Below are 25,613 nucleotides of genomic sequence, written 5' to 3'. Positions count from 1 at the left end.
CCTTGCCGGATTAACCCTGGAAAATCCAGGGTTGGTCGATCAGGGTCCAAAGCGAGCACTGCTCCTGCTCGCCAGGAGAATAAGCCGTGCCCGCCAGGGTAAGGCTGCTAAATGCCAGTAATGCCAGCACGATCATGGCCCGTTGCATTATCTTCTCCTGGTGACCGGATGCAGCAATAGGATGCGTGTCGAGAACCGGTGTTACACCGCGAGTCGATAACAGCAGGCGTTACGTCGGCGTCTCAGCAGCAGGGAGCGGCGCCGTTGCTGGCATCGTTCTCTTCAAAGGGGACGTTCAATCCGCACCCTTCAAAGATGCCGTAATGGGTATCGAAGTTCCCGATAAAAGTGAAATGCTCGGCGAAGCGGCTTTTCTCCAGCATCAGCCAGGTATTGCCGCACACCGGAAACACCTTGCCGGTTTCGATGACATGGTGATCGTCCAGCATGAACGCATGGGGATGCTGCTCTACGGTGCCTTGATAGATCACCGCCTGACCGTAGTCTTCGCAGGCCGGTTCCAGCCCTTCGATATTGAACAAACGGTAGGTGGCGGAATAAAAACGTTGTTGGCCGAGGCGCGCTTCGATGTCCGGGTTTTCGATGGTCAGCCGGCGGGATTCCACCAGGCGGGGGTCGGCAAAGCCGTTCTGTTTAGCCAGATTGATAAAATCATTCCAGTACAGGGCGCCGGCCAGGCATTCACCGTACAGCACCGGGTCATTGAGCAGCGGTTGCGGCACGCGGCGGTCTGCATACACATCGGAGAAAAAGAACTCGCCACCGGGTTTGAGCAGCCGCTTCACGTCACGTATGACCTTGGGCTTGTCGGTGCTGAGATTGATCACGCAGTTGGAAATAACAATGTCGAAGTAGCCCTCTTGCAGATCCAGCTGATCCAGCTCTTCGATATACCCTTTGAGAAAGCGCACATTGCTTTTCGCATAGCCGAAAACGTCCCGGTGGTAGTCCTGATGACGTCTGGCTACCTCCAGCTGCTCGTCGGTCATGTCCACGCCCACCACTTCACCGCGCTCGCCCACCAAGGCAGAAAGGAGATAGACGTCGCGCCCGGAGCCGGAGCCCAGGTCGAGAATACGCATACCCTTCAATTGCTGTGGAGCTACCAGGCCGCAGCCGTAGTAGCGCATGACCACTTCATCATGGAGCTGCGCAAGGAGGGGTTTCAGATAGGCCGGCGGCTCCTGATCACAGCAGGCATTGGTCTGCAGGTCGTCACTGGAATGCAGCTGTTGGCCGTAGTAGTTCTGTACCTCTTCACGCATTGTTGATCCTCTGGTGGTGGCTTCGGTGTAACGTGGTTTCACTGCTTACGGTGTAGTGCGATGAAGTAAAGATGCCATCTTTGTGTTCAGGTTACACCGGCGAGAGACGATGACTGTAATTATTGCGTCAAGATGGCATCCAAGACGGCAGTAAAAAGTGAAAACAAGGACAAAAGATGCAACGAAAAAGATGGAGCGCACTATTGCTCGTGCTGGCAATGGCGGGCTGTCAGCCGGCAACTGACAAGTTGGTGATTACCGGTTCCAGCACCATCGCTCCGCTGATGGCGGAGCTGGCTGAACGTTATGAGGCACAAACCGGGGTGCAGGTGGATGTGCAGAGCGGCGGTTCCGGTCGCGGCATCAGCGATGTACGCCAGGGGCTGGCGGATCTGGGCATGGTCAGCCGTGCGTTGAAACAGGACGAGCAGGACCTGACCGGCCATGTGATCGCCCGCGATGGCATCGCGCTGATTGTGCACGCAGAGAATCCGGTGGCCCCGCTTACCCAGGATCAGATTATCGCTATTTATACCGGAAAGCTCGACAGTTGGTCGCTGCTGGGTGGCGCAGATCGGCCCATCACCGTGGTTCACAAGGCCGACGGCCGATCGACGCAGGAGCTTTTTCTTGAACATTTTGGCCTGGATAACGACCAGGTTCAGCCGGACCTGGTGATTGGTGAAAACCAGCAGGGGATCAAGGCGGTGGCCGGCGACCCGTATGCCATTGGCTATGTCTCCATTGGCACGGCGGTTTATGAGGCAGACCATGACGTGCCGCTGCGCTTGTTGCCGCTGCAGGGCGTGCCGGCCAGCCTGGCGGCGCTGGAGCAGGGCGATTACCCGTTAAGCCGTGAATTGAACCTGGTCAGCCGGGGCGAGCTGAACACACAGGCAAAGGCGCTGCTGGATTTCCTCTCTGATCCGGCCCAGGCCGAGATATACCATGCTTACTACTTCCTCCCCGCCACGCGCTGACCGGCTGCTGAGCTGGGGGCTAAGGCTGGCCGGCGCTGCAGCCGTGCTGGTGCTGGGCGGTATCGTGCTGGTACTGCTGATGCAGTCCGCGCCGTTTCTGTTTGATCATGGCAGTGACCTGTGGCGCAACGACTGGCAACCCGGCCAGGCCCGTTATGGCATGGCGGCCATGGTGGCCGGTTCTATTGTGGTGAGCGTGCTGGCGCTGCTGCTGGCCGGGCCGCTGGCGGTATTGCTGGCTGCCTGGTTGCGTTATTTCGCCCCTGCACTGCGCCGGCCTATGCTGGCGCTGGTGGAGTTGATGGCCGGCATCCCCTCAGTGGTGTATGGCCTGTGGGGGATGCTGGTACTGGTGCCCTGGATCAACCAGTGGGCACCGCCGGGGGCCTCGTGGCTGGCGGCATCGCTGGTATTGGCCCTGATGATTCTGCCGCTGGCATTGCTGGTCACCGATACGGCCCTGGGCCAGTTGCCCGTTCGCTACCTGCAGGCCGGCCAGGCGTTATCCCTGTCCCGGGTGGGTATGCTCCGCCGGGTCCTGCTGCCCCAGGCGGGGCCGGCCATTGTCAGTGGGCTAGTGCTGCAATTCGGTCGTGCCCTCGGGGAAACCATGGCGGTATTGATGGTGGCGGGCAATGTGGTGCAGTGGCCAACCTCCCTGTTCGACCCGGTACGGACGTTGACCGCCAATATCGCCCTGGAAATGGCCTATGCTACTGGCGACCATCGAGTGGCACTGTTTGCCAGCGGGCTGTTGCTGTTACTGGTTACCGCGCTGCTGTTGTTGCTGAGCTGGCGGTTGCGGGGAGAAAAGCATGCGCTGGCCTGATCGTCTGGCGGCAGTGACCGGTGCATTACTGCTGCTGGCGGTGCTTGTGCCCATGGGCCTGATGCTGTGGTCGCTGATGGCGCAAGGCAGCAGTGTGTTATCCGTCGATTTTCTGTTTGAGGATCCGAGTCAGGCTGGCCGTGCCGGTGGTATCGCGTCGTTGATGATCAGCACTGGCTGGATTCTGGCGGTGTGTCTGCTGGTGGCCGTGCCGCTGGGGCTTGGCTGCGCACTGTATCTGAGTGAACAGGTGCCAGCGGGCACCCGCCGCGCCCAATGGCTGGGTGGCGTGCTGGATATGCTGGCGGCAGTGCCCTCCATTGTTTACGGCCTGTTCGGCTACCAGTTTTTTGCCATCAGTCTGGGGCTGGGGTTTTCCATTCTCAGTGGCGGTCTGGCATTGGCGCTGATGGTGTTGCCGCTGATGATTCGTAGTGCAGAGCAGGCCCTGCGGGCGGTGCCGCTGTCCTATCGGCAGGCCGGTGAGGCGCTCTCGATCAGTCGTTGGGGCTGGGTAAGACGCATCCTTGTACCGCAGGCCGCGCCGGGGATTGCGGTGGGGATTATTCTCAGCATCGGTCGGGCACTGGCTGAAACCGCCGTGCTGTTGTTCACCGCCGGCTATGTGTTGCGGCGGCCGGATTCGGTTATGGATTCCGGTCGTGCCCTGAGCGTGCATATCTACGATCTGGCCATGAACGTGCCCGGTGGTATGCCCCGGGCCGCGGCCACCGGCTTGGTGCTGGTGGCCATATTGGTGATACTGAATCTGCTGGTGCGGCGCTGGCTGCGTCCGGCTCAAGGAGTGTTGTACTGATGATGCCCCCTTCGTTGGAACTACAAGGCGTGTGTGTGCATTACGGCAACCAGGCAGCGATTGAACATGCCAGCCTGACCGTGGGTGGTGGTGAGTTGATGGCACTGGTCGGCCCCAGTGGCTGTGGCAAAAGCAGCCTGCTGGGCAGTATCAACCGCATGACCGACAGCATTCCCGGATGTCGGGTCAGTGGTCGTGTATTGCTGGGAGATGAGGTTATTTCTGCCCGCCGCGATCCGGCAACGTTGCGCCGCCAGATCGGTATGGTGTTTCAGCAGCCCAATCCCTTCCCGTTGTCGATCATCGATAATCTGCGTTTCCCCCTCTCTGAACACGGCGTGCCTCGTCGCGATCGTGATGCCCTTGCTGAACAGGCCCTGCGGGCAGTGGGGCTGTGGGAGGAGGTGAAAGGGCGGTTGAATCAGTCGGCCCTGGGGCTGTCCGGCGGTCAGCAGCAGCGCCTTTGTATTGCCCGGGCGTTGGTGCTGGAGCCGCAGGTGCTGTTGCTGGACGAGCCCTGTTCCGCACTGGACCCGGTGTCCTCAAAGGTGGTGGAGGAGCTGATTGTCTCTCTGAAAGGCCGTTATACCCTGCTGATGGTCACCCATAATCTGGCGCAAGCCCGGCGTATTGCTGACAGCGTGACGGTGTGTTGGGTCGAAGCGGGGTGTGGTTGCGTGGTGGAATCCAACGGCTGCCGTCAGGTGTTCGAACACCCCAGCCACCCGATCACCGCCGCCTATTGTGCCGGGGAGGCGGGTTAGTGACATGTGGCGGCTAGGGTTGTTGGTCGGGCTCATCATGGCTGGTTGCTCAGAGCCGCAACCGGATCTGCACTGGCTTTACGGTGAGGCACGGGAAGCCCGGGTGCCTCCACCGCTGATTGTGGTGCCGGGGGTCATGGGCAGCCGGCTGGTGGCGACGGACAGCGGCAAAGAGGTCTGGCCGGGTGGGCTCGGGCGGCTGTTGTTTTCTTACTATGCGGATCTGGCCTTGCCATTGTCGGGTGACCCTCAGGAGTCAGAGTGGCAGGTGGCCGGGTTCTTTGATGGTGTAGCAGGTCAGGATTTCTATGGTCGCATTGTGCGCACCCTGGAAGAGGCGGCGGGTTACCAGCGTACCGAACCCGGAAGCCCGATTGATGAACCTGTGGCTCGCTACTACGAGTTTGATTACGACTGGCGACAGGACAACGTGGCCACTGCCCGTCACCTGCATGCTCTGATCGAACAGATTCGTCGAGACCATGATGATCCCGCCCTGAAAGTAGATGTGATTGCCCACTCCATGGGTGGCCTGGCGCTACGTTATTACCTGCGTTATGGCACCGTGGATGTGCTGGAAAGCAACGATTTTCCTGTCAACGGCGTGGGCGCCGAGCGGATTCATCGGCTGATCCTGTTGGGTACCCCGAATCTTGGCTCGATTACCGCCATGACCTCGTTGCTGGAAGGGCAGAGAGTAGGGTTGCGTCGGGTGCCGGCGGAGGTGATGTTGTCGTTCCCTTCCGTCTATCAACTGATGCCTCATGCTCTGACGCCCTGGCTGGTGACGGAAACCGGTCAGCCTTTATCCCGTGACCAGTTTGATGCCTATATCTGGAAACGTTTTCAGATCGGACCCTGGGATCCGGCGTTGGCGAAGCGGATAGAGCCGCAGCACCTTGAGTCCCTGCAGCAGGCCAGTCAACGTTACCTGGAAAGAGCCCGTCGGTTCTCCTGGTCTTTGACGGTGCCGGTGCCGGCGGGTGAGGCAGACATTTACCAGCTTGGCGGCGATTGCCATCCCTCTCCCAGCCGTTTTCTGGTGGAGGAGGTTAACGGGACGTCACATCTGCGGCTGTGGCCTGAGGACATTGCGGACCGAAAGCCGGGCCGGGACTATCAGCGCTGGATGTTGGAGCCGGGGGATGGTGTGGTCACCAAGTCCTCGTTGTTGGCGCGTAATGTATTGAACCCGGCCTTGCCGCGTCACCCCCATATTCACTTTCCTGCACGCAGTGCTTTTTTTCTTTGTGAGCAACATGATGGTCTCACCGGCAATGTGAATTTTCAGGACAACTTGCTCCATCTTCTGCTCAGCATCGATCATTGATGTGAATCAGCCTGTGTCGTTTTTGCGCCAAGGGGGGGGCGGTAATTAAAAGGAGGAAAAGGGAATGAAAAGACTGGTGACAAAGTGGAAGCGCTGGTTTCAGGGCTCGGATTCGCCGGCGCTAGGGCGCTCTCCCGCACAGCAGCGAACACTGGATCAGGCCGGTGAAAACCTGACATTGTTCTTTTTTCCCTCCTGCCCATTTTGTCGAAAGGTATTGCGTGAGATTGAGCACATGCAGCTGACCATCGAGTGTCGCAATATTCGGCAGGATGTAGGTGCCCGTGATGCCCTGAAGGCGGGAGGTGGGCGCACCACCGTGCCCTGTCTGCGTATTAGCGAGGGCGAGCAAGTCCAGTGGCTGTATGAATCGTCTGATATCGTCAGGTTCTTGCGTGCCTGGTCGGCATCGGTGTTGTCTGGCTGATACATCTTCCTATTGCCAGGGTGTAACAACCCAGGTTGCCGGGCGTCTCTCTTGTTCAATAACAATGTACCGGGGACCATTATGAATCGTATCAATGACATCTGGCGTTCGTTGCGTAGCTTGCCGCTGTGGGTGCAAATCTGGGTGGTAGGGATTCTTGTGCCGGTGAATGGTTTGCCATTTTTTCTGCTCGATACCCGGGTAGGGTTAGCTGCCAGTCTGGCGGCGCTGTTCGTAGTAGTGACCAATGTGCCGCTGATGTGGATTTACAAAGGCATGAACAAGGTGTTGTCGATCCCGCACTTGATTGCCTGGGGGCCGCTACAAATCTATCTGTTGATGCTGCTGGCTGATAGCGGCTTCCGTGCCGAAGCGGGAGCCCTGGAGTTGGGGTTGGCGGTGCTGCTGCTGGTGGTCAATGGCATCAGCCTGGCCTTTGATGTGATGGACAGTGCCAAGTGGGTGGCAGGAGACCGGGCAACACCGGGGCTAACATAACGGTGAGGCTTTGACTAAGTAAAACAGCAGGGGGATCAGGGCTGATCTTGTGGTGTATCCAGCTTTTTCAGAATGTCCTCAATCGCTGCCTCTTCCAGAGGTTGCTTGTCCCGTGGCAAAAAGCCAAGCAGGGCGCGAAGCTGGCGCACATAGCGCCGGCAATGGTGGCACATCATCAGATGCAGGCGCAGAGCAAGGCGCTCGCGAAGGCTGATCGGACTGCCATCTACCAGTGCGTCCGCTTTTTCAACGAGGTGTTGGCATTTCAGCATTCGCCTGTCTCCTGGAAGTGATCCACCATTTCGAATAAACGGGCCCTTGCTCGGTGAAGCAATACCCGCACATTCGATGCACTGATTTCCAGCATGTTACAGACATCCTCTGCGGGCAGGCCTTGCATATCACGCAGCTCCAGCACCAGGCGCTGACTGTCAGGCATGAAGTGCAGGTGCTTTTCCATACAGTGGCGCAGTTCTTCGCGGGTCAGCAGGTTGTCAGGGCTGGATAGTTCCCAGTGCTGCGGAGGATGTTGCCAGTGGCCATCACCGTGAAAGCGATGCGCCAGTGCGTCAGGGTCGTTGGTGGGATCAAACTGAACTTCCCGGCCGCGTTTTCTGATCATCATTTTCGCCTGGTTGATCACGATGCGCGTCAGCCAGGTGCGCAACAGGCTGCGGCCCTCGAATTTTGCGATCGCTCTATGGGCGGCTATCCAGGCATCCTGTACGGCCTCTTCGGCATCTGCCGGGCTGAGTAAGGTGCGGGCGGTGGCCAGCAGCATGTTGTGATGGCCTTTGACGAGTTTGCCAAAGGCGGCCCGGTCTCCCTGGCGGAGCTGTTCGATGAATTGGGGATCTTCCAGCTGAATATCGGCCATTGGCGATTCCGGTTAGCTAACGTGGGAGCAGGTCGCTGGGGTTGTCTTCACCCTCATCCCCCTGGTGCAGCATGACCAGACGGCGCAGGTGCTGCATGTCGTCCACGGAAGGACGGCTGAACATGATGCCGATTTCCAGGCCCTGCTGACGTTTCACGGTGCCGGGCAGGGTCAGGTGAATGTCCGAATCTTCCAGGATAATGGTCAGGGTGATCGGCGAGGCATCGGGCAGGGCCAACGGCTGGCTGCTGTGCACCTGGGCGCCCATGACGGACAGGTCCGCCAGTTCTACCGCAACGGTATCCTGCTGAAAGATCAGTGTGGCTTCGCCATCAAAGGCAACGCGGTTGGCCCGGCGCCGTTCATTCATGTTGTTATGTCCTTGTTAATCCCCGCACCCCGGCGACGCTCCTGCCGCCGGGGTGACCCTCACTCGTCTTACACCTCGATACGTTTGTATTTCATGCGCTTGGGCTGCAGAGCGTCGTCACCCAGTTGCTTGCGCTTGAACTCCTCGTACTCGGTATAGGAGCCTTCAAACCATTCTACCCGTGCATCCCCCTCAAAGGAGAGAATATGGGTCGCCACCCGATCCAGGAACCAGCGATCGTGCGAAATCACGATGGCACAGCCGGGGAAGGCCAGCAGGGCTTCTTCCAGGGCCCGCAGGGTTTCCACATCCAGATCGTTGGTGGGCTCATCGAGCAGTAGCACGTTGGCGCCCTGCTTGAGGAGTTTGGCAAGGTGCAGACGGTTTCGTTCCCCGCCAGACAGATCGCCGACCCGTTTCTGTTGGTCGCCACCCTTGAAGTTGAACCGGCCCAGGTAGGCGCGGCTGGGAACTTCGTAGTTGCCGATCTTGAGAATGTCGTTGCCCTCGGACACTTCTTCCCAGACGGTTTTCTTGCTGTCCAGGTCCTCGCGGCTCTGGTCCACATAGGCCATCTGTACGGTGTCGCCGGTAACGATTTCACCGCTATCCGGGGTTTCCTGGCCCGCCAGCATGCGGAACAGGGTGGTTTTACCGGCACCGTTGGGGCCGATAATGCCGACGATAGCACCACGGGGAATCTGGAAGCTCAGATCTTCGTAGAGCAGTTTGTGGTCGAACTGCTTGCCCACGCCGTGCAACTCGAAAACCTGCTCGCCGAGACGGTCACCCGGTGGGATATAGAGTTCCTGGGTTTCGTTGCGTTTCTGGAATTCCTGGCTGGCCAGCTCTTCGAACGCGCTCACCCGGGCCTTGTTCTTGCTGCGCCGGCCCTTCGGGTTCTGGCGCACCCATTCCAGCTCCTTCTCCACGGTCTTGCGGTGGGCCGATTCGGATTTGGCTTCCTGCTCCAGGCGTTTTTCTTTCTGTTCCAGCCAGGAGGAGTAGTTGCCTTTCCAGGGGATGCCTTCGCCGCGGTCCAGTTCCAGAATCCATTCGCAGGAGTTGTCCAGGAAGTAACGGTCGTGAGTCACCGCCACCACGGTACCGGGAAACTCGTGCAGGAAACGCTCCAGCCAGGCCACGGACTCTGCGTCCAGATGGTTGGTGGGCTCATCCAGCAGCAGCATGTCAGGGGCGCTCATGATCAGGCGGCACAGGGCCACCCGGCGGCGCTCACCACCGGACAGATGCTCGACGCTGGCGTCCCAGGGTGGCAGACGCAGGGCATCGGCGGCGATTTCCAGCTTGCGCTCCAGATTATGGGCATCGCTGGTTTCGATGATGGCTTCCAGCTTGGCCTGCTCGGCGGCCAGCTTGTCGAAATCCGCATCTTCTTCCGCATAGGCAGCATAGACTTCGTCCAGCCGCTGCTGGGCGCTGAGAATCTCGGACAGGGCTTCTTCGACGATTTCGCGGACATTCTTGCTTGGGTCCAGCTCCGGCTCCTGGGGCAGGTAGCCGATATTGGTGCCCGGCTGCGGCCGTGCTTCACCCAGATAATCCTTGTCCACCCCGGCCATGATGCGCAGGAGGGTGGATTTACCCGACCCGTTCAGGCCCAGCACGCCGATCTTGGCGCCGGGGAAGAAGGACAGGGAGATGTCTTTGAGAATGTGCTTTTTCGGCGGGACAACCTTGCCCACCTTGTCCATGGTGAAGATGTACTGGCTCATAAACTCCGACCGCAGTGTCATTGAGTGTACGGGGCCCGGCGGGCCCCGTCGGAATGGCGCCTAAGCTAACGGAAAGCGCCTCTGAGTGAAAGGCCGCCGGGTCTTCCCGGGGAGGCGGGTGGAGCCGAACGGCGGATGAGATGACCGGCAGGTTCCCATGAGTCGACTTCATGTGTCTTTGCGGTCGGTTTTGGTTAGAATATGCGCCCCCGAATCCACCAATGACTCCGTAGGGTAGCCCATGTTCCCGAAATCCATGTCCATCGCCGAGTTCGATCCGGAAATCCAGGCGGCCATTGAGGCCGAGGAAGTTCGCCAGGAAGAGCATATCGAGCTGATTGCCTCTGAAAACTACGCGTCTCCACGGGTCATGGAAGCCCAGGGGTCCGTGCTGACCAACAAATACGCGGAAGGCTACCCGGGCAAGCGCTATTACGGCGGTTGCGAGAATGTGGATGTGGTCGAGCAGCTGGCCATCGACCGGGCCTGTGAACTGTTTGGCGCCGATTGGGCCAACGTACAGCCGCATTCCGGTTCCCAGGCCAACGGTGCGGTCTACATGGCCATGCTGCAGCCGGGCGACACCGTGCTGGGCATGAGCCTGGACGCCGGCGGTCACCTGACCCACGGTGCCAAGCCCAACTTCTCTGGCAAGACCTACAACGCGGTGCAGTACGGCCTGAACAACGACACCGGTCTGATCGACTACGAGCAGGTGGAAGCCCTGGCTCGTGAGCACAAGCCGAAAATGATTGTGGCCGGCTTCTCTGCCTATTCCCAAGTGGTGGATTGGCAGCGTTTCCGCGACATCGCCGACGAAGTGGGTGCCATCCTGCTGGTGGACATGGCCCACGTGGCCGGCCTGGTTGCTGCGGGTGTCTACCCGAGCCCGGTGGGCATTGCTGACATCACCACCACCACTACCCACAAGACGCTGGGTGGTCCCCGTGGCGGTCTGATCATGGGTAAGGCCAACGAAGCGATTCAGAAGAAGATCAACTCCGCGGTATTCCCCGGTGGCCAGGGTGGCCCGCTGGAGCACGTGATTGCCGCCAAGGCGATCTGCTTCAAGGAAGCCATGCAGGCTGATTTCAAAGGCTACCAGCAGCAGGTAGTGAAGAACGCCCAGGCCATGGCCAGCGTGTTCATCGAGCGTGGCTTTGATGTGGTTTCCAACGGCACCGAAAACCACCTGTTCCTGCTCAGCCTGATCAAGCAGGACATCACCGGTAAAGATGCGGATGCCGCCCTGGGTAGCGCCAACATCACAGTGAACAAGAACGCCGTCCCCAACGACCCGCGTTCCCCGTTCGTTACCTCCGGCCTGCGCATCGGCTCCCCGTCCATCACTCGTCGTGGTTTCGATGAAGCCGACGCCAAGGAACTGGCCGGCTGGATTTGCGACATCCTCGATAACATGGGCGATGAGTCTGTGATCGAGACCGTGAAGGGCAAGGTGAAGGAGATTTGTGCGCGGTTGCCGGTGTATGAGCGCTAGAAGATGAGTTGACAGTTGACAGTGGATAGTTGACAGCGAAAAGCGAACAAATACGTAGGGTCACGGATGACGACGAGGTATGCAGCGCGGGAGAAATCCCGCGCTTTTGCTTTGCGGATGATAAAGGTTTATCAGTATCTACAAGAGCAGAAGCGAGAATTCATATTAAGTAAGCAATTGCTGCGCAGTGGAACAGCAATTGGAGCCTTGGTCAGGGAAGCTGAGCAGGCTGAGAGTCGTGCAGACTTCGTGCATAAGCTGTCTATCGCTCTCAAAGAGGCTAATGAAACGGAATATTGGCTGGAGTTATTGACGGAGTCCGGCTATTTGGAGCCTTCGTCTGGTCAGTCAGTTATGGCTGACGCCAAAGAGCTAGTAAAGATATTGACGGCAATTATCAAAACCACCAAAACGCGCCGATAAACGGGTTTCAAGGTTTTAGCTGTCAATTGTCAACTATCAACTGTCAACTGGGGTTTCCATGTATTGCCCGTTCTGTAGCGCCCAAGACACCAAAGTGATCGACTCGCGTCTGGTCGCGGATGGCGGGCAGGTGCGTCGTCGGCGTGAGTGTCTTAGCTGTAACGAACGCTTTACCACCTTTGAAACGGCGGAGCTGGTGATGCCGCGGCTGGTGAAGTCCGATGGCACCCGTCAGCCGTTTGACGAAGCCAAGTTGCGGGCCGGGATGTTGCGGGCGCTGGAGAAGCGGCCGGTGAGCATGGAGGATCTGGAGGCGGCGATCAGTCGTGTCTGTCACCGCTTGCGCGCCACTGGGGAACGTGAGTTGCCGGCCCGGGAGCTGGGTGAGTTCGTGATGGAAGAGTTGCAGCAACTGGACGATGTGGCCTATGTGCGTTTCGCGTCCGTGTATCGCAGCTTCCAGGATATCTCCGAGTTTTCCGCAGAAGTAGATCGCCTGCGCGGAAGAAGTGACAAGAAAGACGACTAGTCTTTTCGTCAGGTTGAGCATCGAAAAAGCCACCGGTCACAGGGCGTGACCGGTGGCTTTTTTCGTTGTGTTGCGAGCGAAGCTCAGCTGCCATGCAGCCATTGAGCAAGCAGCAGATACAGCGGGATACCTGCCAGCACATTGAACGGAAAGGTAATGCCCAGTGACGCGGCCATGGACAGGGTGGCGTTCGCCTGGGGCAGGGCGACGCGCATGGCTGCGGGCACCGCGATGTAGGACGCGCTGGCGCCCAGGACGGCCAGCAGGGTGATGCCGCCCACCGACAGGCCGAGCCCCTGGCCCAGCAGGGCGCCAAGTCCGCCGGCCAGCAGCGGCATGAAGATGCCGAAGGCGGTCAGGAACGGGCCGTCTTGCTTGAGGGCGCCCAGCTGTTCCGTGGTAATCAGCCCCATCTTCAGCAGGAACAGCGCCAGGGCGCCCTGGAACAGGTCCATGAAGAAGGGGGAAATCTTGGTCAGGCTATCGCCGGCGAAGGCACCGATCAGCAGGCCGCCCACCATCAACACGATCCCCGGGCTGAGCAGGGTTTCATGGGCAAGCTGGCGGCTGGCCAGGCCGGCAGACAGCCCCTTTGCCAGCACCAGGCCGACGATGATGGCGGGAATCTCCAGCAGTACCACAAACAGCGGGAAGTAGGGCTCGTAGGCCACGCCAGCGGCATCCAGCACTGCCACGGCGACAGCGTAGGTGGCCACACTGACGCTGCCGTAATGGGCGGCAATGGCGGCCGCGTTGACCCTGTTCAGGCCGCCCACATAGCGTAGCAGCGGGAAGGCCAGTAATGGCAGAACCACGCCGAACCCCACCACCAGTAACGATTCCTGGACGATTCGCAGGCTGGCATGTTCCGCCAGGGCGGCGCCGCCCTTCAGGCCGATGGCCAGTAGCAGAAACAGGGTCAGGGTCTGATAAAGGCCGCCGGGAAAGGGAAGACGAACCTTCAATATGCCGGCGGCCAGCCCCAGCACGAAGAAAAGCACTACCGCATCAAGCTGCATAGCTATCCCCGCCTTGCTGATCACCGGTGGCGACGGCCGGGTTGCGCCCTGCCAGCCATGCCAGGGGCAGCAAGGCGATGCCGATTACCCCCAGTGGAATGCCGGCGTGCCCGTTGGCGATGAGGGCCGTGGCCAGGCCAAGGTTGATCAGGGCAACGAAGAGAATGAAAAAACGCTGTCGGGTATGTTGTGGCATGGGACCTCCGGGTGAAATCGGAGGCCATTATCAGAGAGAGAAAGATTAGATAAAAATAGATACTATCTAGGTTTGATATAGATAAAGGTCTAATCATGAGCCGGTTACATGCCCGCGTGGGTACCCTCAGACAACTGGAAATCCTGCTGGCAGTGCATGAGGCGGGTACCGTGACCGGGGCGGCGGAAACGCTGCATCTGACGCAGCCCACAGTATCCATGCAGTTGCGCAAACTGGTTGGTGCCATGGGCATGCCGCTCTACCAGCAACAGGGTCGCAAATTACGCTTTACCGATGCGGGGCTGGCGGCAGTGGCCAGTGCCCGTCGGGTTATGGAGGAGTTCGAGCATCTGGACATGACCCTGGCGGACCTGCGCGGACTCAAGGCCGGGACACTGCGCCTGGCGGTGGTCACCACGGCCAAGTATTTCGTGCCCCATCTACTCGGGCCCTTCTGTGCCCTCTATCCCGGCGTGGAAGTGTCTTTCCATGTGGGCAACCGTGAGCAGATTATCGAGCGGCTGGAGCAGGGGCTGGATGATTTCTGTGTCTTCAGTCATGTTCCCGGTGGGCGCCCGCTGATCTCCAGCGCCTTCCTGGATAATCCGCTGGTGGCCATTGCCGCGGAAAACCATCCGCTGGCTCGCCGTAACCATCTGACCCTGGATGACATCGCCAGCGAGCCCTTTCTGATGCGCGAACCTGGTTCCGGTACCCGTCACGCCATCGAGCATTATCTGCAGCAGCAGGGCAAACAGCTGAATGTGAAGATGACCGTGGAAAGCAATGAAGCCATCCGCCATTCGGTGATGGCCGGGCTGGGTATTTCCATTCTCTCCGCCCATACCCTCAATCTGGGCGGTTGGGTGGGGCTGGCGCCGCTGAAGGTGGTCGGCCTTCCCATTGTGACCCAGTGGTACCTGGTGCGGCCTTCCGGGAAAAAACTCTCTATCGTGGCGCAGGCGTTCCAGCAGTTCATGGCGAACGAGGGCAAAGCGGTGCTGGCGGATTTTGTCGAGGATGCAGATCGCTTTGTTGCGGCACCGGACGCCGGCATCCAGTAGAATGCCAGCCATGTTTACGCGTCTGGATCATCAATATATGGCCCGTGCCCTGCAGCTGGCAGAGCAGGGGCTCTACACCACCGACCCCAACCCGCGGGTGGGGTGCGTGCTGGTGCGCGATGGCGAGATTGTCGGGGAAGGGTTTCATGCCCGTGCCGGCGAGCCCCATGCGGAGCGTCATGCCATGGCGGAAGCGGGTGATCGGGCTCTCGGGGCCACTGCCTATGTGACTCTGGAGCCCTGTTCCCACACCGGCCGTACCGGGCCCTGCGCGGATGCGCTGGTGGCCGCCGGGGTGGCCAGGGTAGTGGTGGCCATGGAAGACCCGAATCCCCAGGTAGCCGGTAATGGCATGCAAACGCTGGCGGCAGCGGGTATTGAAACCGCGTCCGGCTTGCTGGAAGCCGACGCACGGGCGCTGAATCCCGGCTTTATCTCGCGTATGACACGCCAGCGGCCCTACCTGCGCATCAAGATTGCCGCCAGTGTGGATGGTCGCACGGCCATGGCCAGCGGCGAATCCCAGTGGATTACAGGCCCTGCGGCTCGCGAGGATGTGCAGCGCCTGCGTGCCCGCAGCTCTGCGGTGATTACCGGTGTCGGCACCGTGCTGGCGGACCGGCCTTCCTACACGGTTCGCCCGCAGCAGTGGGCCCTGACTGACTATCAGCAACACTCTGGGGGCAGTGACCGCGTGCGCCAGCCCTTGCGGGTGATCCTCGATCGTACCCTGCAAACCCCGCCGGGTGTGCCGGTAGTCAGCGCCCCGGGGCATTGCCTGCTGGTAGCCGGGGAGCAGCACCCGGGGCGGCAGAATGCGCTGGAGTCCGCCGGTGCCGAGGTGATGCTGCTGCCCGCCTCCGGGTCCGGGATCGACCTGCAACAGTTACTGATCGAACTGAACCGGCGCGAATGCAACGAAGTACTGGTAGAATGTGGCGCCACGCTGGCCGGGGCCTTCGTTCGCGAGGGGCTGTTTGACGAGTTGATCGTCTATATGGCGCCGGCCCTGCTGGGCTCATCGGCCCGTCCATTGCTGGGGTTGCCGCAACTGGCCAGCATGAGCGAGAAGGTGTCGCTGCAGTGGCAGGACGTGCGGCAGGTGGGTAATGACCTGCGGCTGACGCTGGTTCCGGCGTGATGGAATTTCGCCGTAGGAGCGGCGCTTGAGCCGCGAAGCGCTTCGGCAAGGTTCCCGCAGTTGGCTTCGCGGCTCAAGCGCCGCTCCTACAGCCTGAAATAACGAGGTTTTCCATGTTTACCGGCATTATTGAAGCCATGGGCCAGGTCGCGGCCATGACCCCGAAGGGGGGCGACGTGACCTTGTTGATCAAGAGCGACGCGCTGGACTTTTCCGATGTGCAGCTGGGTGATTCCATCGCCGTCAACGGCGTCTGCCTGACGGCCACGGCCCTGCCCGGTGGTGCCTTCGAGGCGGATGTATCCGGGGAAACCCTGTCGCTGACGTCACTCAAGCAGATTGCCGTGGGAAGCCAGGTAAACCTGGAAAAGGCCCTGACGCCGACCACCCGGCTGGGCGGTCATCTGGTCAGTGGTCACGTGGATGGCCTGGGCAAGATCGTGCAGATGAAGCAGGATGCCCGCTCGGTACGCATCGATATCGAAGCGCCGGCGGAGCTGGCCCGCTACATCGCCCACAAGGGCTCGATCACCGTGGATGGCATCAGCCTGACGGTGAACAGCGTGGACGGTGCGGTCTTTTCCCTGAACATCATCCCCCATACCCAGGATGTCACCACCATTGGTCAATGGAAGGTGGGGACGCCAGTGAACCTGGAAGTTGATATAATCGCCCGCTATCTGGAGCGCCTGTTGCTGGGCGACAAGGCCGCCGAGCCGAATGCGGAAGGTATCTCTATGGCATTTCTGGCCGAAAACGGGTTTTTGAAAGGCGGCTGAAGCCGCCAGTAACAAGCCGCAAGTGACAAGCTTCAACGCGATAAAAGCGGGTTGCCATCAATTGCAGGCTGGAGTGCGCCAACATCGCGGCGTACCGGAAAGACAGGGTTCGCACTGGTTTTCCTTGTAGCTTGCGGCTTGTAGCTTGCAGCTCATCACCGGTGAAAAATGCAGAGGAAGTGCCGTTTGCTTCCACGCTAAATAGGTCGAGTACCACTATGCAGCTCAACAGTATTGAAGAACTGATCGAAGATATTCGCCAGGGCAAGATGGTTGTCCTGATGGATGATGAAGACCGGGAAAACGAGGGCGATCTGGTGATGGCCGCCGAGCATGTCACCGCCGAGGCAATCAATTTCATGGCCCGCTACGGCCGTGGCCTGATCTGTATGCCCATGTCTCGCGAGCGCTGTGAGCTGCTGGAACTGCCGTTGATGGTACAGAGCAACGGCAGTGGTTTTGGTACCAAGTTCACTGTCTCCATCGAGGCCCGTGAAGGGGTGACCACCGGGATTTCCGCTGCCGATCGTGCCCGCACGGTGCAGGCCGCCGTGGCCCGCAATGCCCGCGCCTATGACATCGTCCAGCCTGGCCACATTTTCCCGTTAATGGCCGAGCCCGGTGGCGTGCTGCGGCGTGCCGGTCATACCGAGGCATCCTGTGATCTGGCCATGCTGGCCGGTTGCGAGTCCGCCGGGGTGATCTGTGAGGTGATGAACGACGATGGCTCCATGGCCCGCCGCGAAGACCTGGAAGTGTTCGCCAAGGAGCACGAGCTGAAGATTGGCACCATTGCCGATCTGATTCAGTATCGTGCGCTCAACGAGAAAACCATCGAGCTGATGTCCGATAACACCCTGGATACCTGGTACGGTGATTTCCGTCTGGTCGCCTTCCGCGACACCGTGGATGGCCTGACCCATGTGGCCCTGGTCAAAGGTGAGATCAGCGAAGACAAGGAAGTGACCGTTCGGGTGCATCAGGTGGATCCGCTGCGAGATCTGATGAGCGCCAAGATGAATGGCCGCACCGGCTGGAACATGCATCGCGTTCTGGAATCTGTCTCCCAGGCGGATGCCGGCGTGGTGATTATTCTGGGTCAGGATTATGAATCCCAGGATACCGTGGAGCGGCTGGAAGCCTTCTTCGGCGGCACTGCCAGCAAACCCAAAGGGGAATCCCGTGCCTACCGCAACATCGGTACCGGCTCCCAGATTCTCAAGGCCCTGGGGGTGCGCAAGATGCGCCTGCTCAGCTCGCCGATGAAGTTCAATGCGCTCAGTGGTTTCGATCTGGAAATCACCGAGTATGTTGAAGCAGATAGTTGAGATAAGTCGGACGTCTGAAGTTTGGCGTCGGACGACAATTTCAAGAGCGTCAGACGTCCGACTTTCGACGTCCGACTGCAAGTTAAATACTGAGTCGGTCGCCGTGAGCCACCGGCACTGACAGGAAGGCAAGCATGCAAAACATCAAAACCCTGGAAGGCACTCTGAACAATGTGGGCGGTCGTTACGGTATCGTCGTTGCACGTTTCAACAGCTTTGTGGTGGAAGCCCTGCTGGAAGGCGCGGTGGATGCGCTGGTCCGTCACGGTGTCAGCCCTGATGATATCGAGATCATCCGTGTCCCCGGTGCCTGGGAGATGCCGGTGGCAGTGAAGAAGGTCATCGAAAAGCGCGATTACGATGCAGTGATCACCCTGGGTGCGGTGATTCGCGGTGGCACCGCCCACTTCGAATATGTGGCCGGCGAAGCAGCCAAAGGCATTGCCGCTGTCCAGAACGCCACAGGCGTACCGGTGGTCTTCGGTGTGTTGACCGTGGACACCATTGAACAGGCCATCGAACGTTCCGGCACCAAGGCTGGCAACAAGGGTGCCGAAGCGGCCATGAGCGCGCTGGAAATGGTCTCCCTGTTTAAGGCACTGTAATTATTCGGGACGCGGCGCGGGGCGCAGGCGTCCCGCACCACTTCCTGACGTTGAGGCAGCATGAACAATCCTTCCACACCCAGTGCCCGCCGCAAGGCGCGCCGATTCACCATGCAGGCCCTGTATCAGTGGCAGCTGGCGGGTGCCGCCGTGAGCGACATCGAAGCCCAGTTCCTGGCTAACCAGGATTTTGCCAAGGCAGATCGCGAGTATTTCCATGACCTGCTGCACGGGGTGCCGGCCCAGGTGAAAGAGCTCGACGAGCTGCTGACGCCCTATCTGGATCGTCGGGTAGAAGAACTGTCCCAGATCGAGAAAGCGATCCTGCGCCTCGGCGCCTACGAGCTGAAAGAGCGCCTGGATGTGCCCTATCGGGTGGTGATCAACGAAGGCATCGAACTGGCCAAGGTGTTCGGTGCCGACGATTCCTTCAAGTACGTCAACGGCGTGCTCGACAAGCTGGCGCGCAAGCTGCGTTACCAGGAAGCCGCAGAACGTCCTTTCCGAGATTGAGCGGGTGCGCGCAGGGCTCTCTGCGCGCTATGCTTCTCCCATGACAGACACCTCGACGCTGCAGACGCTGGATGAATTTTCCCTGATTCGGCGTTACTTTCATCGCCATGGTCACCACGGTCCGGATGCCGGCGTGGTGCTTGGCCCCGGTGACGATGCGGCGATTCTGACTCCCCCCGCCGGTCAGCAACTGGTGATGACCCAGGACACAAGCCTGGCCGGGCGCCATTTTCCTGACGACATGGATGCCGCTGATGTGGGCTACCGCTGCCTGGCGGTGAATCTGTCCGACCTGGCGGCCATGGGCGCCGACCCCCTCTGGTTTCTGCTCTCGCTGACCCTGCCCAACGTGGATGAAGCCTGGCTGTCAGGCTTTGCCGATGGCATGTTTACCCTGGCCGACCAGGCCGGCATCTCCCTGGTGGGGGGCGACGTGACCCGGGGCCCGCTGTCCGTCTCCATTCAGGCCACCGGGGCAGTGCCGCCGGGGCAGGCCCTGCGCCGTGATGGCGCGCAGGCGGGCGATCAAATCTGTGTGGGCGGTGTCACCGGCGCAGGCCTGCTGGGTTTACAGCAATGGCAGCAAGGAATGCGCAGCGGTGTCGCCATCGATCACTTCCGACGTCCGTCTCCACAACTCAGCCTGGGGCAGGCGCTGCGGGGACGTGCCACGGCCTGCATCGATATCTCCGACGGGGTGCTGGCGGACCTGGGCCATATTCTGGCCGCATCCGGTAGTTTGGGGGCCTGTTTGCAGGAAGACGCCTTGCCGCTGGGCAATGCTGTGCTTGCCGGTTGCAGCGATGCAGAGCAACGTAGGCTGCAGCTCCAGGGCGGCGATGATTACCTGCTACTTTTTACCCTGCCAGCGCAGGAAAGCCTGCCGCCGGGCTGCTATTGTCTGGGCACGGTGGAGCGGCAGGCGGGCCTGCGACTGGCAGGCCAGGACGGAACAATAACGACGTTGCACGCCACTGGCTGGCAACATTTTTGAGTAACGCACACGGGCTTGTCGGCATGATGGGTGAAGCATGTTGCGTGTTGCGTACAAGCGAGAGATGTCGATGGAACTGAAACGCCCGAAGATGACAAACCCGGTCCACTTTCTTGCCTTCGGCTTTGGCTCAGGCCTGGCGCCCATTGCGCCAGGGACTTTCGGCACGGTGGCGGCCATGCCGATCTGGTGGTTGTGTGCCCAGTTGCCGATGTGGGGCTATCTGCTGGTGACGGCGCTGGTGATCGCGGTGGGCCCGTTCCTGTGTGGGAAAACCTCCCACGACATGAATGTGCACGATCACCCTGGCATTGTCTGGGATGAAATCGCCGGTCTGTTGATCACCATGATTGCAGTGCCGGTGACCTGGTGGGGGGCGCTGGCCGGGTTTGTGGCTTTCCGGGTGTTCGACATTATCAAGCCCTGGCCCATCGGCTGGCTGGACCGTCGCGTGGAAGGCGGGCTGGGTATCATGGTGGACGACCTGCTGGCCGGGGTGTATGCGGCAGTGGTGGTACAGTTGCTGATTATTTTTCTGCCGCAGTGGTTTACCTGAGTAATCGCCAGGAAGCGTCGCCACTAGGGGCTGTGGCCACAGGGCTGTCCAAGAGGTTTGTTGCATTGATCTGAATTGCCCTAATATCGTTTTGTCACTACCGCTGGCACGAAAAGGATGGCGCCACGCCGGCTTAGCCCTTAGCCTGAATGGATAATAACTGATCAACCGCAGGCAGGGATTTGCCATGTCGGATACCGATCCCCGTTCCAGGCGGGTGGTGGTGCCGGGGGTGCGCTGGTTACGCTTTCCCCGGCGCCTGGAAACCGAATACCGTGAATATCAGTGCCGGGAAGCCGTGGAAGGTTTCCGGGTCAATGCCTTTTATATTCTTCTGCTTTATCTCCTCCTGATCACCGGTATCTATGCGTTGGCGCCGGAAGCGGTACGTGGCCGCTGGCTGGCGACCTATATCTGGGTGGGGGTTATCGTGCTGGTGGCCGGCGGCCTGGCCCAGGTGTCCGCCCTGAATCGTTATTTTCCCTGGTACGCGGGGCTGGGTAGCTTTCTGGCGGTGGCGGTGTCCATGGCCATTCCCGGTTTTATCGATGGGTCGGTTTCCGTCCAGCTGGCCCATGTGTCGGTGATCTATGCGTTGGTAATTGTCTATGCCATGGTGGGGCTGCGCTTCCCGGTGGCGGTAGCGGCCTGTTGGGGTGGCGGGTTGCTGGGCTGGTGGCTGTCTGAGCGCTTCGGTCACGGGGTGGACTGGCAGGTGGCTCACCGTACCTATACCGGGGTGAGTCTGCTGGGCATGTTCCTGTGCTATACCTCAGAAGTGCGAGATCGCCAGCTGTTTTTCAACCAGCGGCAATTGCTGCGCCAGCAGCAACGCACCCAGGCTCTGGCGGAACGGCTGCATCGGCTCAGTCGCGAGGACAGTCTTACCGGGCTTGCCAACCGGCGCTCCTTTGATGAGGCCCTGGATCGGGAATGGCGGCGCTGCCAGCGTGAGCAGCAACCGCTGACTATCATGCTGGTGGATGTGGACTGCTTCAAAGCCTACAACGACCATTACGGACACCTGCAGGGTGACCGCTGTCTGCAGCAGCTATCCAGTGAATTACGGCGTTACGGGCGGCGGGGCGGCGACGTGGTGGCGCGCTTCGGTGGTGAAGAATTCGTGTTGCTCTATCCCGGCATTGCGGACACCGAGGCAAAACAACTGGCTTCCCGGATATGTCGCTCGATACGCGCTCTGGCAATGCCGCATTCCTGCAATCCCGACACCGGCGAAGTCACCGTCAGTGTGGGCGTAGCCGTATTGACCCCCGGCCCGAAACAGACCGCAAGGGCCTTGCTGGATGCGGCGGACCGTGCCCTGTACCAGGCGAAACAAAGTGGCCGGGACACCTGGCGACTGTATGAGCCGCCACCCAGAGTGCGGCTGGTCAAGGATGACAAGGGGTTGTAGGGCTCACGCAGAATGCCTGCTGGGTGGGGCAGGTCCACCCACAAGATCTCAAACCCGATTTTCACCACAGAGGACACAGAGCTTTCAGAGAAAATCCCGAAAAGTTTTTCCTCAGTGAGCCCTGTGTCCTCTGTGGTAAAAACGGTTCGCTGTTCAGCGTGCTTCGCGCAGGCGTTGTTGTTCGCTGAGGCGGGTGCGGATTTGCGCCTCGATACCCTGGGCATCCAGTCCGGCCTCGGCCAGCAGCACATCCCGTTTGCCGTGGTGGATGAAGTGGTCCGGTAGAGCCAGGTTGAGCACATCCACCAGCAGGCCTTCCTCGTGAAGCAGTTCGTTCACCGCCGAGCCGGCGCCGCCCATACGCTGGTGGTCTTCCACGGTCACCAGCAGGGTGTGACTGGCGACAGCCTGGAGGATGGCGTCACGATCCAGCGGCTTCACCCAGCGCATATCCAGCACGGTGGCATTGAGGGCCTTGCCCGCTTCCTGCGCTGCCGGGGTGAGGGCGCCGAAAGCCAGGATCGCCACCTGCTGACCGTCACGGAGAGTACGCGCCTGGCCGATGGGCAGGGCTTCCATGGCCTTTTCAATTGCTACGCCGGGCCCGGTGCCGCGCGGGTAGCGCACCGCCGCCGGACCTTCGTGCTGGTAGGCGCTGTATAGTAACTGCCGACACTCGTTCTCGTCGGAGGGGGCGGCGATGATCATGTTGGGCACGGTGCGCAGGTAAGCCAGATCAAACACGCCGCCATGGGTGGCGCCGTCTTCGCCGACCAGGCCGGCCCGGTCCAGGCCGAAGGTCACATCCAGATCCTGCAGGGCCACGTCATGAATCAGCTGGTCGTAGCCGCGCTGCAGGAAGGTGGAGTAGATCGCCACCACCGGTTTCTGGTTTTCACAGGCCAGGCCACCGGCCAGGGTCACCGCGTGCTGTTCACAGATGGCCACGTCATGGAAGCGATCCGGGAAGCGCTGGCTGAACGCCACCATGCCGGAGCCTTCGCACATGGCCGGGGTAATGCCCACCAGGCGCTTGTCTTGCTCGGCCATGTCGCACAGCCACTGGCCAAAGATGTCCTGATACTTGGGTTTCTTCGGCTGGCTGGGGACGGCCACCTGTACCTTGGGTTTGGGTTCGATCTTGTTGATGGCATGGTAGCCCACCGGGTCCGCTTCGGCGGGGGCGAAGCCCTTGCCCTTGGTGGTGTAGACATGCAGTAACTGCGGGCCTTCCAGGGCACGCATGTTGCCCAGGGTGCGCACCAGCTCGTCCACATTGTGGCCGTCGATGGGGCCGATGTAGTTGAAGCCGATGGCCTCGAACAGCATGTCCGGGCTCACCATGTTTTTCATGCTTTCTTCAGTGCGGCGGATAAAATCCCAGGCTGCCGGCATGGTGGAGAGCACCTTCTTGCCGCCTTCGCGCAGGGCGATATAGCTCTTGCTGGCCCAGATGCGCGCGAAGTAGTTGGACAGGCCACCCACGTTGTGGGAAATCGACATGTTGTTGTCGTTGAGAATCACCAGCAAGTTGGAGCGGGTGTGGGCGGCGTGGCTCATGGCCTCGAAGGCCTGGCCGGCGGTCATGGCGCCGTCGCCGATGATGGCCACCGCACGCCGGTCACTGCCTGCCATTTCCGCGCCCAGGGCCATGCCCAGGGCCGCGCTGATGGACGTGGACGAGTGGCCTACACCGAAGGTGTCGTACTCGGACTCGCTGCGCTTGGGAAATCCGGACAGGCCATCCTGCTGGCGGATACTGGTGATGCCTTCACGGCGGCCGGTGAGAATCTTGTGCGGGTAGCACTGGTGGCCCACATCCCACACCAGCCGGTCGTCAGGGGTGTTGTACAGATAGTGGAGAGCTACGGTCAGCTCCACCACACCCAGACCGGCGCCGAAGTGGCCACCACATTGGCCCACTGCGTAGAGCAGGTATTCACGCAGTTCGTCCACCACCTGTTCCAGCCGGGTGGCTGGCAGCCTTCGTAACTCGGCGGGACTGGTCAGCATGTCCAGCAGCGGAGTGGCCGGGCGAGTCAGCGGGATTTGCGTAAATGTCTTGGGCATAGAGGTATGCAGCCTGAAATGCACGGCGAAATGAGACCCTAGTATACCTTCAGCAGGCGTCAGGCGTCAGTGATCGCGGGAGATGATGTATTGCGCCAATTGTTGCAGTGGTTGGGCGCGTTCTCCGTAGTCCGCCAGGGTCTGTTGGGCCTGTTGGCAGAGCTCCCGGGCCCGCTGTTGGCTCTGCTCCAGGCCTAGCAAGGAAGGGAAGGTGCTTTTCTGCAGTTTCTGGTCGGAGCCGGAGGGTTTGCCCAGCTGTTCGGTGCCGGCGGTGATATCGAGAATATCGTCCTGTATCTGGAAGGCCAGGCCGATGGCATCGCCAAACCGGTTCAGGTCGTTGATCAGCGCAGTGGCATCCACTTCCGCGGCGAAATAGCCCAGTTGCAGGCTGGCAGTGATCAGCCGGCCGGTCTTCAGATAATGCATTTCTTCCAGTGCCGCGACAGTCTGCTGCTGGCCCTGGGCGAGCATGTCCTGCATCTGCCCGGCGGCCATGCCGTCCACGCCGGCGGCCAGGCAAAGGTGCTGGATCATGGCGATGCGGGTTTCTGCGCGGTAATGGCCGCTGTTGGCGAGCAATTCGAAAGCACGGGTATGCAGGGTGTCGCCGGCCAAGATGGCGGTGGCCTCGTCGAAAGCCTTGTGGCAGGTGGGCTGGCCCCGGCGCAGGTCGTCATCATCCATGGCGGGCAGGTCGTCGTGGACCAGCGAATAGGCATGAATCAGTTCCACGGCGGCGGCGGGCACATCGGCTTTGGCCGGTTCGGCCCCGGCCAGCTGGGCGGCACCGTAAACCAGCAGTGGGCGGATACGCTTGCCGCCGCTGAGGGCCGCATAGCGCATGGCCTGGCTCAGTCGTGGTGCGGCACTGGCGGCGGGCACGAAGGTGGCCAGTGCCTGCTCCAGACGGGCCCGGCTGGTCTCGCCGAGCTGGTCCAGGGCGGGGAAGTTACTGGCCATTGTCTTCACCGGCAAAAGGAGCCGGCTCGGCGTCAGTGTTCTGCTCCAGCAGAATACGTACCTTCTGCTCGGCCTGTTGCAGGGCCTGTTGGCACTCCCGGGAAAGGCGAACCCCTTCTTCAAAGGCTTTCAGGGACTCTTCCAGGGTCAGGTCACCAGATTCCATCCGTTCCACCAGGGATTCAAGATTGTCCAGTGAGGTTTCCAGCGCGGGGGCTGCCTGCTTTGCCATGTGTTTCTCCTAGCCTGAGTATGTCACCAAAACGCGCTAAACCATGCACAGGTGTGATGATAGCAGTCGGAAAGGCGATTTGGGCGGTCTGGGCCGGTGTATTTGGCGGGAACAGTAATGCACAGGCGGTGGTGAATCAATTGCTATCTGACCGTCTGTGGGGCCTTGAGGCGCCATTGTTCGATTTTTTTGATGGGTCGCAAGTGGCTGATAATGAAAGGGTAAAAATGGGCTTTTAGAAGCCGGGGAGAATTGATTCCAAATGGTTCTAAACAGGGGGTTCCGGTGCTGGCGGTGGCCTGCTTATAGTGAAAGGCCCACCGGGGGTCGCAGGCAGCTTCTTCCTCTGATCTCCTAAGCTATGGCGTTTAGTCT

The 25,613-nt window shown here is 60.3% G+C and carries 30 protein-coding genes; 19 read left to right on the top strand and 11 right to left on the bottom strand.

The features are described from left to right. Positions 1 to 10 precede the first annotated feature (10 nt). On the bottom strand, positions 11 to 148 hold the full coding sequence (locus ACMG4M_RS14660; RefSeq protein ID WP_156964813.1) for a hypothetical protein: 138 nt from the start codon (positions 146 to 148) through the stop codon (positions 11 to 13). A gap of 94 nt (positions 149 to 242) precedes the next feature. Then, a complete protein-coding gene (locus ACMG4M_RS14655; protein ID WP_414430293.1) occupies positions 243 to 1,286 on the bottom strand; it encodes a methyltransferase domain-containing protein in 1,044 nt (347 codons plus the stop codon). A 176-nt stretch (positions 1,287 to 1,462) separates the two neighbouring features. Here ACMG4M_RS14655 and ACMG4M_RS14650 point away from each other — a divergent pair, with 176 nt between their 5' ends. From ACMG4M_RS14650 to ACMG4M_RS14620, 7 genes are all read left to right on the top strand, one after another. After that, a complete protein-coding gene (locus ACMG4M_RS14650; protein ID WP_414430292.1) occupies positions 1,463 to 2,266 on the top strand; it encodes a phosphate ABC transporter substrate-binding protein in 804 nt (267 codons plus the stop codon). Then, positions 2,235 to 3,095: a phosphate ABC transporter permease subunit PstC gene (gene pstC / locus ACMG4M_RS14645; RefSeq protein ID WP_414430291.1), complete on the top strand. Its 861-nt coding sequence runs from the start codon at positions 2,235 to 2,237 to the stop codon at positions 3,093 to 3,095. The genes ACMG4M_RS14650 and pstC overlap by 32 nt, the downstream gene beginning before the upstream one ends. Continuing rightward, positions 3,082 to 3,912 carry a phosphate ABC transporter permease PstA gene (pstA, locus tag ACMG4M_RS14640; protein ID WP_035244992.1) on the top strand — a complete coding sequence of 277 codons (831 nt, stop codon included), beginning with the start codon at positions 3,082 to 3,084 and terminating at the stop codon, positions 3,910 to 3,912. Before pstC ends, pstA begins: the two co-directional genes overlap by 14 nt. After that, positions 3,912 to 4,676 carry a phosphate ABC transporter ATP-binding protein gene (locus ACMG4M_RS14635; protein ID WP_035244991.1) on the top strand — a complete coding sequence of 255 codons (765 nt, stop codon included), beginning with the start codon at positions 3,912 to 3,914 and terminating at the stop codon, positions 4,674 to 4,676. The genes pstA and ACMG4M_RS14635 overlap by 1 nt, the downstream gene beginning before the upstream one ends. A gap of 37 nt (positions 4,677 to 4,713) precedes the next feature. Further along, positions 4,714 to 6,006: an esterase/lipase family protein gene (locus tag ACMG4M_RS14630; RefSeq protein WP_414430290.1), complete on the top strand. Its 1,293-nt coding sequence runs from the start codon at positions 4,714 to 4,716 to the stop codon at positions 6,004 to 6,006. Between the two features lie 64 nt (positions 6,007 to 6,070). Then, entirely contained in the window at positions 6,071 to 6,433 is a 363-nt protein-coding gene (locus tag ACMG4M_RS14625) for a glutaredoxin family protein (RefSeq protein WP_052042459.1), read from the top strand. Between the two features lie 81 nt (positions 6,434 to 6,514). After that, positions 6,515 to 6,931 carry a hypothetical protein gene (locus ACMG4M_RS14620; RefSeq protein ID WP_052042458.1) on the top strand — a complete coding sequence of 139 codons (417 nt, stop codon included), beginning with the start codon at positions 6,515 to 6,517 and terminating at the stop codon, positions 6,929 to 6,931. Positions 6,932 to 6,966: 35 nt separating this feature from the next. On the opposite strand, the gene ACMG4M_RS14615 is transcribed toward ACMG4M_RS14620, so the two are convergent. The 4 genes from ACMG4M_RS14615 to ettA form a co-directional block, all read right to left on the bottom strand. After that, positions 6,967 to 7,203, bottom strand: a complete 237-nt coding sequence (locus ACMG4M_RS14615; RefSeq protein ID WP_035244989.1) for a zf-HC2 domain-containing protein — start codon at positions 7,201 to 7,203, stop codon at positions 6,967 to 6,969. Then, complete coding sequence (locus ACMG4M_RS14610) at positions 7,197 to 7,808, bottom strand: RNA polymerase sigma factor (RefSeq protein WP_035244988.1); 612 nt, start codon at positions 7,806 to 7,808, stop codon at positions 7,197 to 7,199. Before ACMG4M_RS14610 ends, ACMG4M_RS14615 begins: the two co-directional genes overlap by 7 nt. 16 nt (positions 7,809 to 7,824) lie before the next feature. Continuing rightward, positions 7,825 to 8,178, bottom strand: coding sequence for a PilZ domain-containing protein (locus tag ACMG4M_RS14605; RefSeq protein ID WP_414430289.1), 354 nt, complete (start codon positions 8,176 to 8,178; stop codon positions 7,825 to 7,827). A 68-nt stretch (positions 8,179 to 8,246) separates the two neighbouring features. Further along, positions 8,247 to 9,914 (bottom strand): energy-dependent translational throttle protein EttA, encoded by a 1,668-nt coding sequence (gene ettA / locus ACMG4M_RS14600; RefSeq protein ID WP_035244986.1) that lies wholly within the window; start codon positions 9,912 to 9,914, stop codon positions 8,247 to 8,249. Positions 9,915 to 10,155: 241 nt separating this feature from the next. Here ettA and glyA point away from each other — a divergent pair, with 241 nt between their 5' ends. From glyA to nrdR, 3 genes are all read left to right on the top strand, one after another. Further along, positions 10,156 to 11,412 (top strand): serine hydroxymethyltransferase, encoded by a 1,257-nt coding sequence (glyA, locus tag ACMG4M_RS14595; protein WP_035244985.1) that lies wholly within the window; start codon positions 10,156 to 10,158, stop codon positions 11,410 to 11,412. A gap of 66 nt (positions 11,413 to 11,478) precedes the next feature. Continuing rightward, positions 11,479 to 11,835, top strand: a complete 357-nt coding sequence (locus ACMG4M_RS14590) for a four helix bundle protein (protein WP_035244984.1) — start codon at positions 11,479 to 11,481, stop codon at positions 11,833 to 11,835. 58 nt (positions 11,836 to 11,893) lie between these two features. After that, positions 11,894 to 12,364: a transcriptional regulator NrdR gene (nrdR, locus tag ACMG4M_RS14585; RefSeq protein ID WP_035244983.1), complete on the top strand. Its 471-nt coding sequence runs from the start codon at positions 11,894 to 11,896 to the stop codon at positions 12,362 to 12,364. An 83-nt stretch (positions 12,365 to 12,447) separates the two neighbouring features. Here nrdR and ACMG4M_RS14580 read toward each other — a convergent pair whose 3' ends face one another. Further along, positions 12,448 to 13,383, bottom strand: coding sequence for a sodium-dependent bicarbonate transport family permease (locus tag ACMG4M_RS14580; RefSeq protein WP_414430288.1), 936 nt, complete (start codon positions 13,381 to 13,383; stop codon positions 12,448 to 12,450). Continuing rightward, positions 13,373 to 13,579: a hypothetical protein gene (locus tag ACMG4M_RS14575; RefSeq protein WP_272961546.1), complete on the bottom strand. Its 207-nt coding sequence runs from the start codon at positions 13,577 to 13,579 to the stop codon at positions 13,373 to 13,375. The genes ACMG4M_RS14580 and ACMG4M_RS14575 overlap by 11 nt, the downstream gene beginning before the upstream one ends. 95 nt (positions 13,580 to 13,674) lie before the next feature. On the opposite strand from ACMG4M_RS14575, the gene ACMG4M_RS14570 reads away from it, so the two are divergent. The 9 genes from ACMG4M_RS14570 (at position 13,675) to ACMG4M_RS14530 (ending at position 21,973) form a co-directional block, all read left to right on the top strand. Continuing rightward, positions 13,675 to 14,643, top strand: coding sequence for a LysR family transcriptional regulator (locus ACMG4M_RS14570; RefSeq protein WP_414430287.1), 969 nt, complete (start codon positions 13,675 to 13,677; stop codon positions 14,641 to 14,643). A 10-nt stretch (positions 14,644 to 14,653) separates the two neighbouring features. After that, positions 14,654 to 15,784 carry a bifunctional diaminohydroxyphosphoribosylaminopyrimidine deaminase/5-amino-6-(5-phosphoribosylamino)uracil reductase RibD gene (gene ribD / locus ACMG4M_RS14565; RefSeq protein WP_414430286.1) on the top strand — a complete coding sequence of 377 codons (1,131 nt, stop codon included), beginning with the start codon at positions 14,654 to 14,656 and terminating at the stop codon, positions 15,782 to 15,784. Positions 15,785 to 15,897: 113 nt separating this feature from the next. Continuing rightward, positions 15,898 to 16,563, top strand: coding sequence for a riboflavin synthase (locus ACMG4M_RS14560; protein WP_035244979.1), 666 nt, complete (start codon positions 15,898 to 15,900; stop codon positions 16,561 to 16,563). 218 nt (positions 16,564 to 16,781) lie between these two features. After that, positions 16,782 to 17,891, top strand: a complete 1,110-nt coding sequence (gene ribBA, locus ACMG4M_RS14555; RefSeq protein ID WP_035244978.1) for a bifunctional 3,4-dihydroxy-2-butanone-4-phosphate synthase/GTP cyclohydrolase II — start codon at positions 16,782 to 16,784, stop codon at positions 17,889 to 17,891. A gap of 134 nt (positions 17,892 to 18,025) precedes the next feature. Continuing rightward, positions 18,026 to 18,496 carry a 6,7-dimethyl-8-ribityllumazine synthase gene (ribE, locus tag ACMG4M_RS14550; protein ID WP_035244977.1) on the top strand — a complete coding sequence of 157 codons (471 nt, stop codon included), beginning with the start codon at positions 18,026 to 18,028 and terminating at the stop codon, positions 18,494 to 18,496. 60 nt (positions 18,497 to 18,556) lie between these two features. Next, on the top strand, positions 18,557 to 19,009 hold the full coding sequence (nusB, locus tag ACMG4M_RS14545; RefSeq protein WP_272961543.1) for a transcription antitermination factor NusB: 453 nt from the start codon (positions 18,557 to 18,559) through the stop codon (positions 19,007 to 19,009). 40 nt (positions 19,010 to 19,049) lie between these two features. Continuing rightward, on the top strand, positions 19,050 to 20,003 hold the full coding sequence (gene thiL, locus ACMG4M_RS14540) for a thiamine-phosphate kinase (protein ID WP_414430285.1): 954 nt from the start codon (positions 19,050 to 19,052) through the stop codon (positions 20,001 to 20,003). Between the two features lie 70 nt (positions 20,004 to 20,073). Further along, entirely contained in the window at positions 20,074 to 20,559 is a 486-nt protein-coding gene (locus tag ACMG4M_RS14535) for a phosphatidylglycerophosphatase A (RefSeq protein WP_035244975.1), read from the top strand. A 187-nt stretch (positions 20,560 to 20,746) separates the two neighbouring features. Further along, positions 20,747 to 21,973 carry a diguanylate cyclase domain-containing protein gene (locus ACMG4M_RS14530; protein ID WP_414430284.1) on the top strand — a complete coding sequence of 409 codons (1,227 nt, stop codon included), beginning with the start codon at positions 20,747 to 20,749 and terminating at the stop codon, positions 21,971 to 21,973. Positions 21,974 to 22,126: 153 nt separating this feature from the next. On the opposite strand, the gene dxs is transcribed toward ACMG4M_RS14530, so the two are convergent. From dxs to ACMG4M_RS14515, 3 genes are all read right to left on the bottom strand, one after another. Then, positions 22,127 to 24,043, bottom strand: coding sequence for a 1-deoxy-D-xylulose-5-phosphate synthase (dxs, locus tag ACMG4M_RS14525; RefSeq protein ID WP_414430282.1), 1,917 nt, complete (start codon positions 24,041 to 24,043; stop codon positions 22,127 to 22,129). A 66-nt stretch (positions 24,044 to 24,109) separates the two neighbouring features. Then, a complete protein-coding gene (locus ACMG4M_RS14520; protein ID WP_035244972.1) occupies positions 24,110 to 25,006 on the bottom strand; it encodes a polyprenyl synthetase family protein in 897 nt (298 codons plus the stop codon). Then, positions 24,996 to 25,238, bottom strand: coding sequence for an exodeoxyribonuclease VII small subunit (locus tag ACMG4M_RS14515; RefSeq protein WP_035244971.1), 243 nt, complete (start codon positions 25,236 to 25,238; stop codon positions 24,996 to 24,998). The genes ACMG4M_RS14520 and ACMG4M_RS14515 overlap by 11 nt, the downstream gene beginning before the upstream one ends. Between the last annotated feature and the right edge of the window lie 375 nt (positions 25,239 to 25,613).

Source organism: Alcanivorax sp. IL3 (assembly GCF_047495465.1).
Classification (GTDB): Bacteria; Pseudomonadota; Gammaproteobacteria; order Pseudomonadales; family Alcanivoracaceae; genus Alcanivorax; species Alcanivorax jadensis.
Note: the sequence above shows the minus strand (reverse complement) of the source record. Positions and strands in the feature narration are given on the sequence as shown.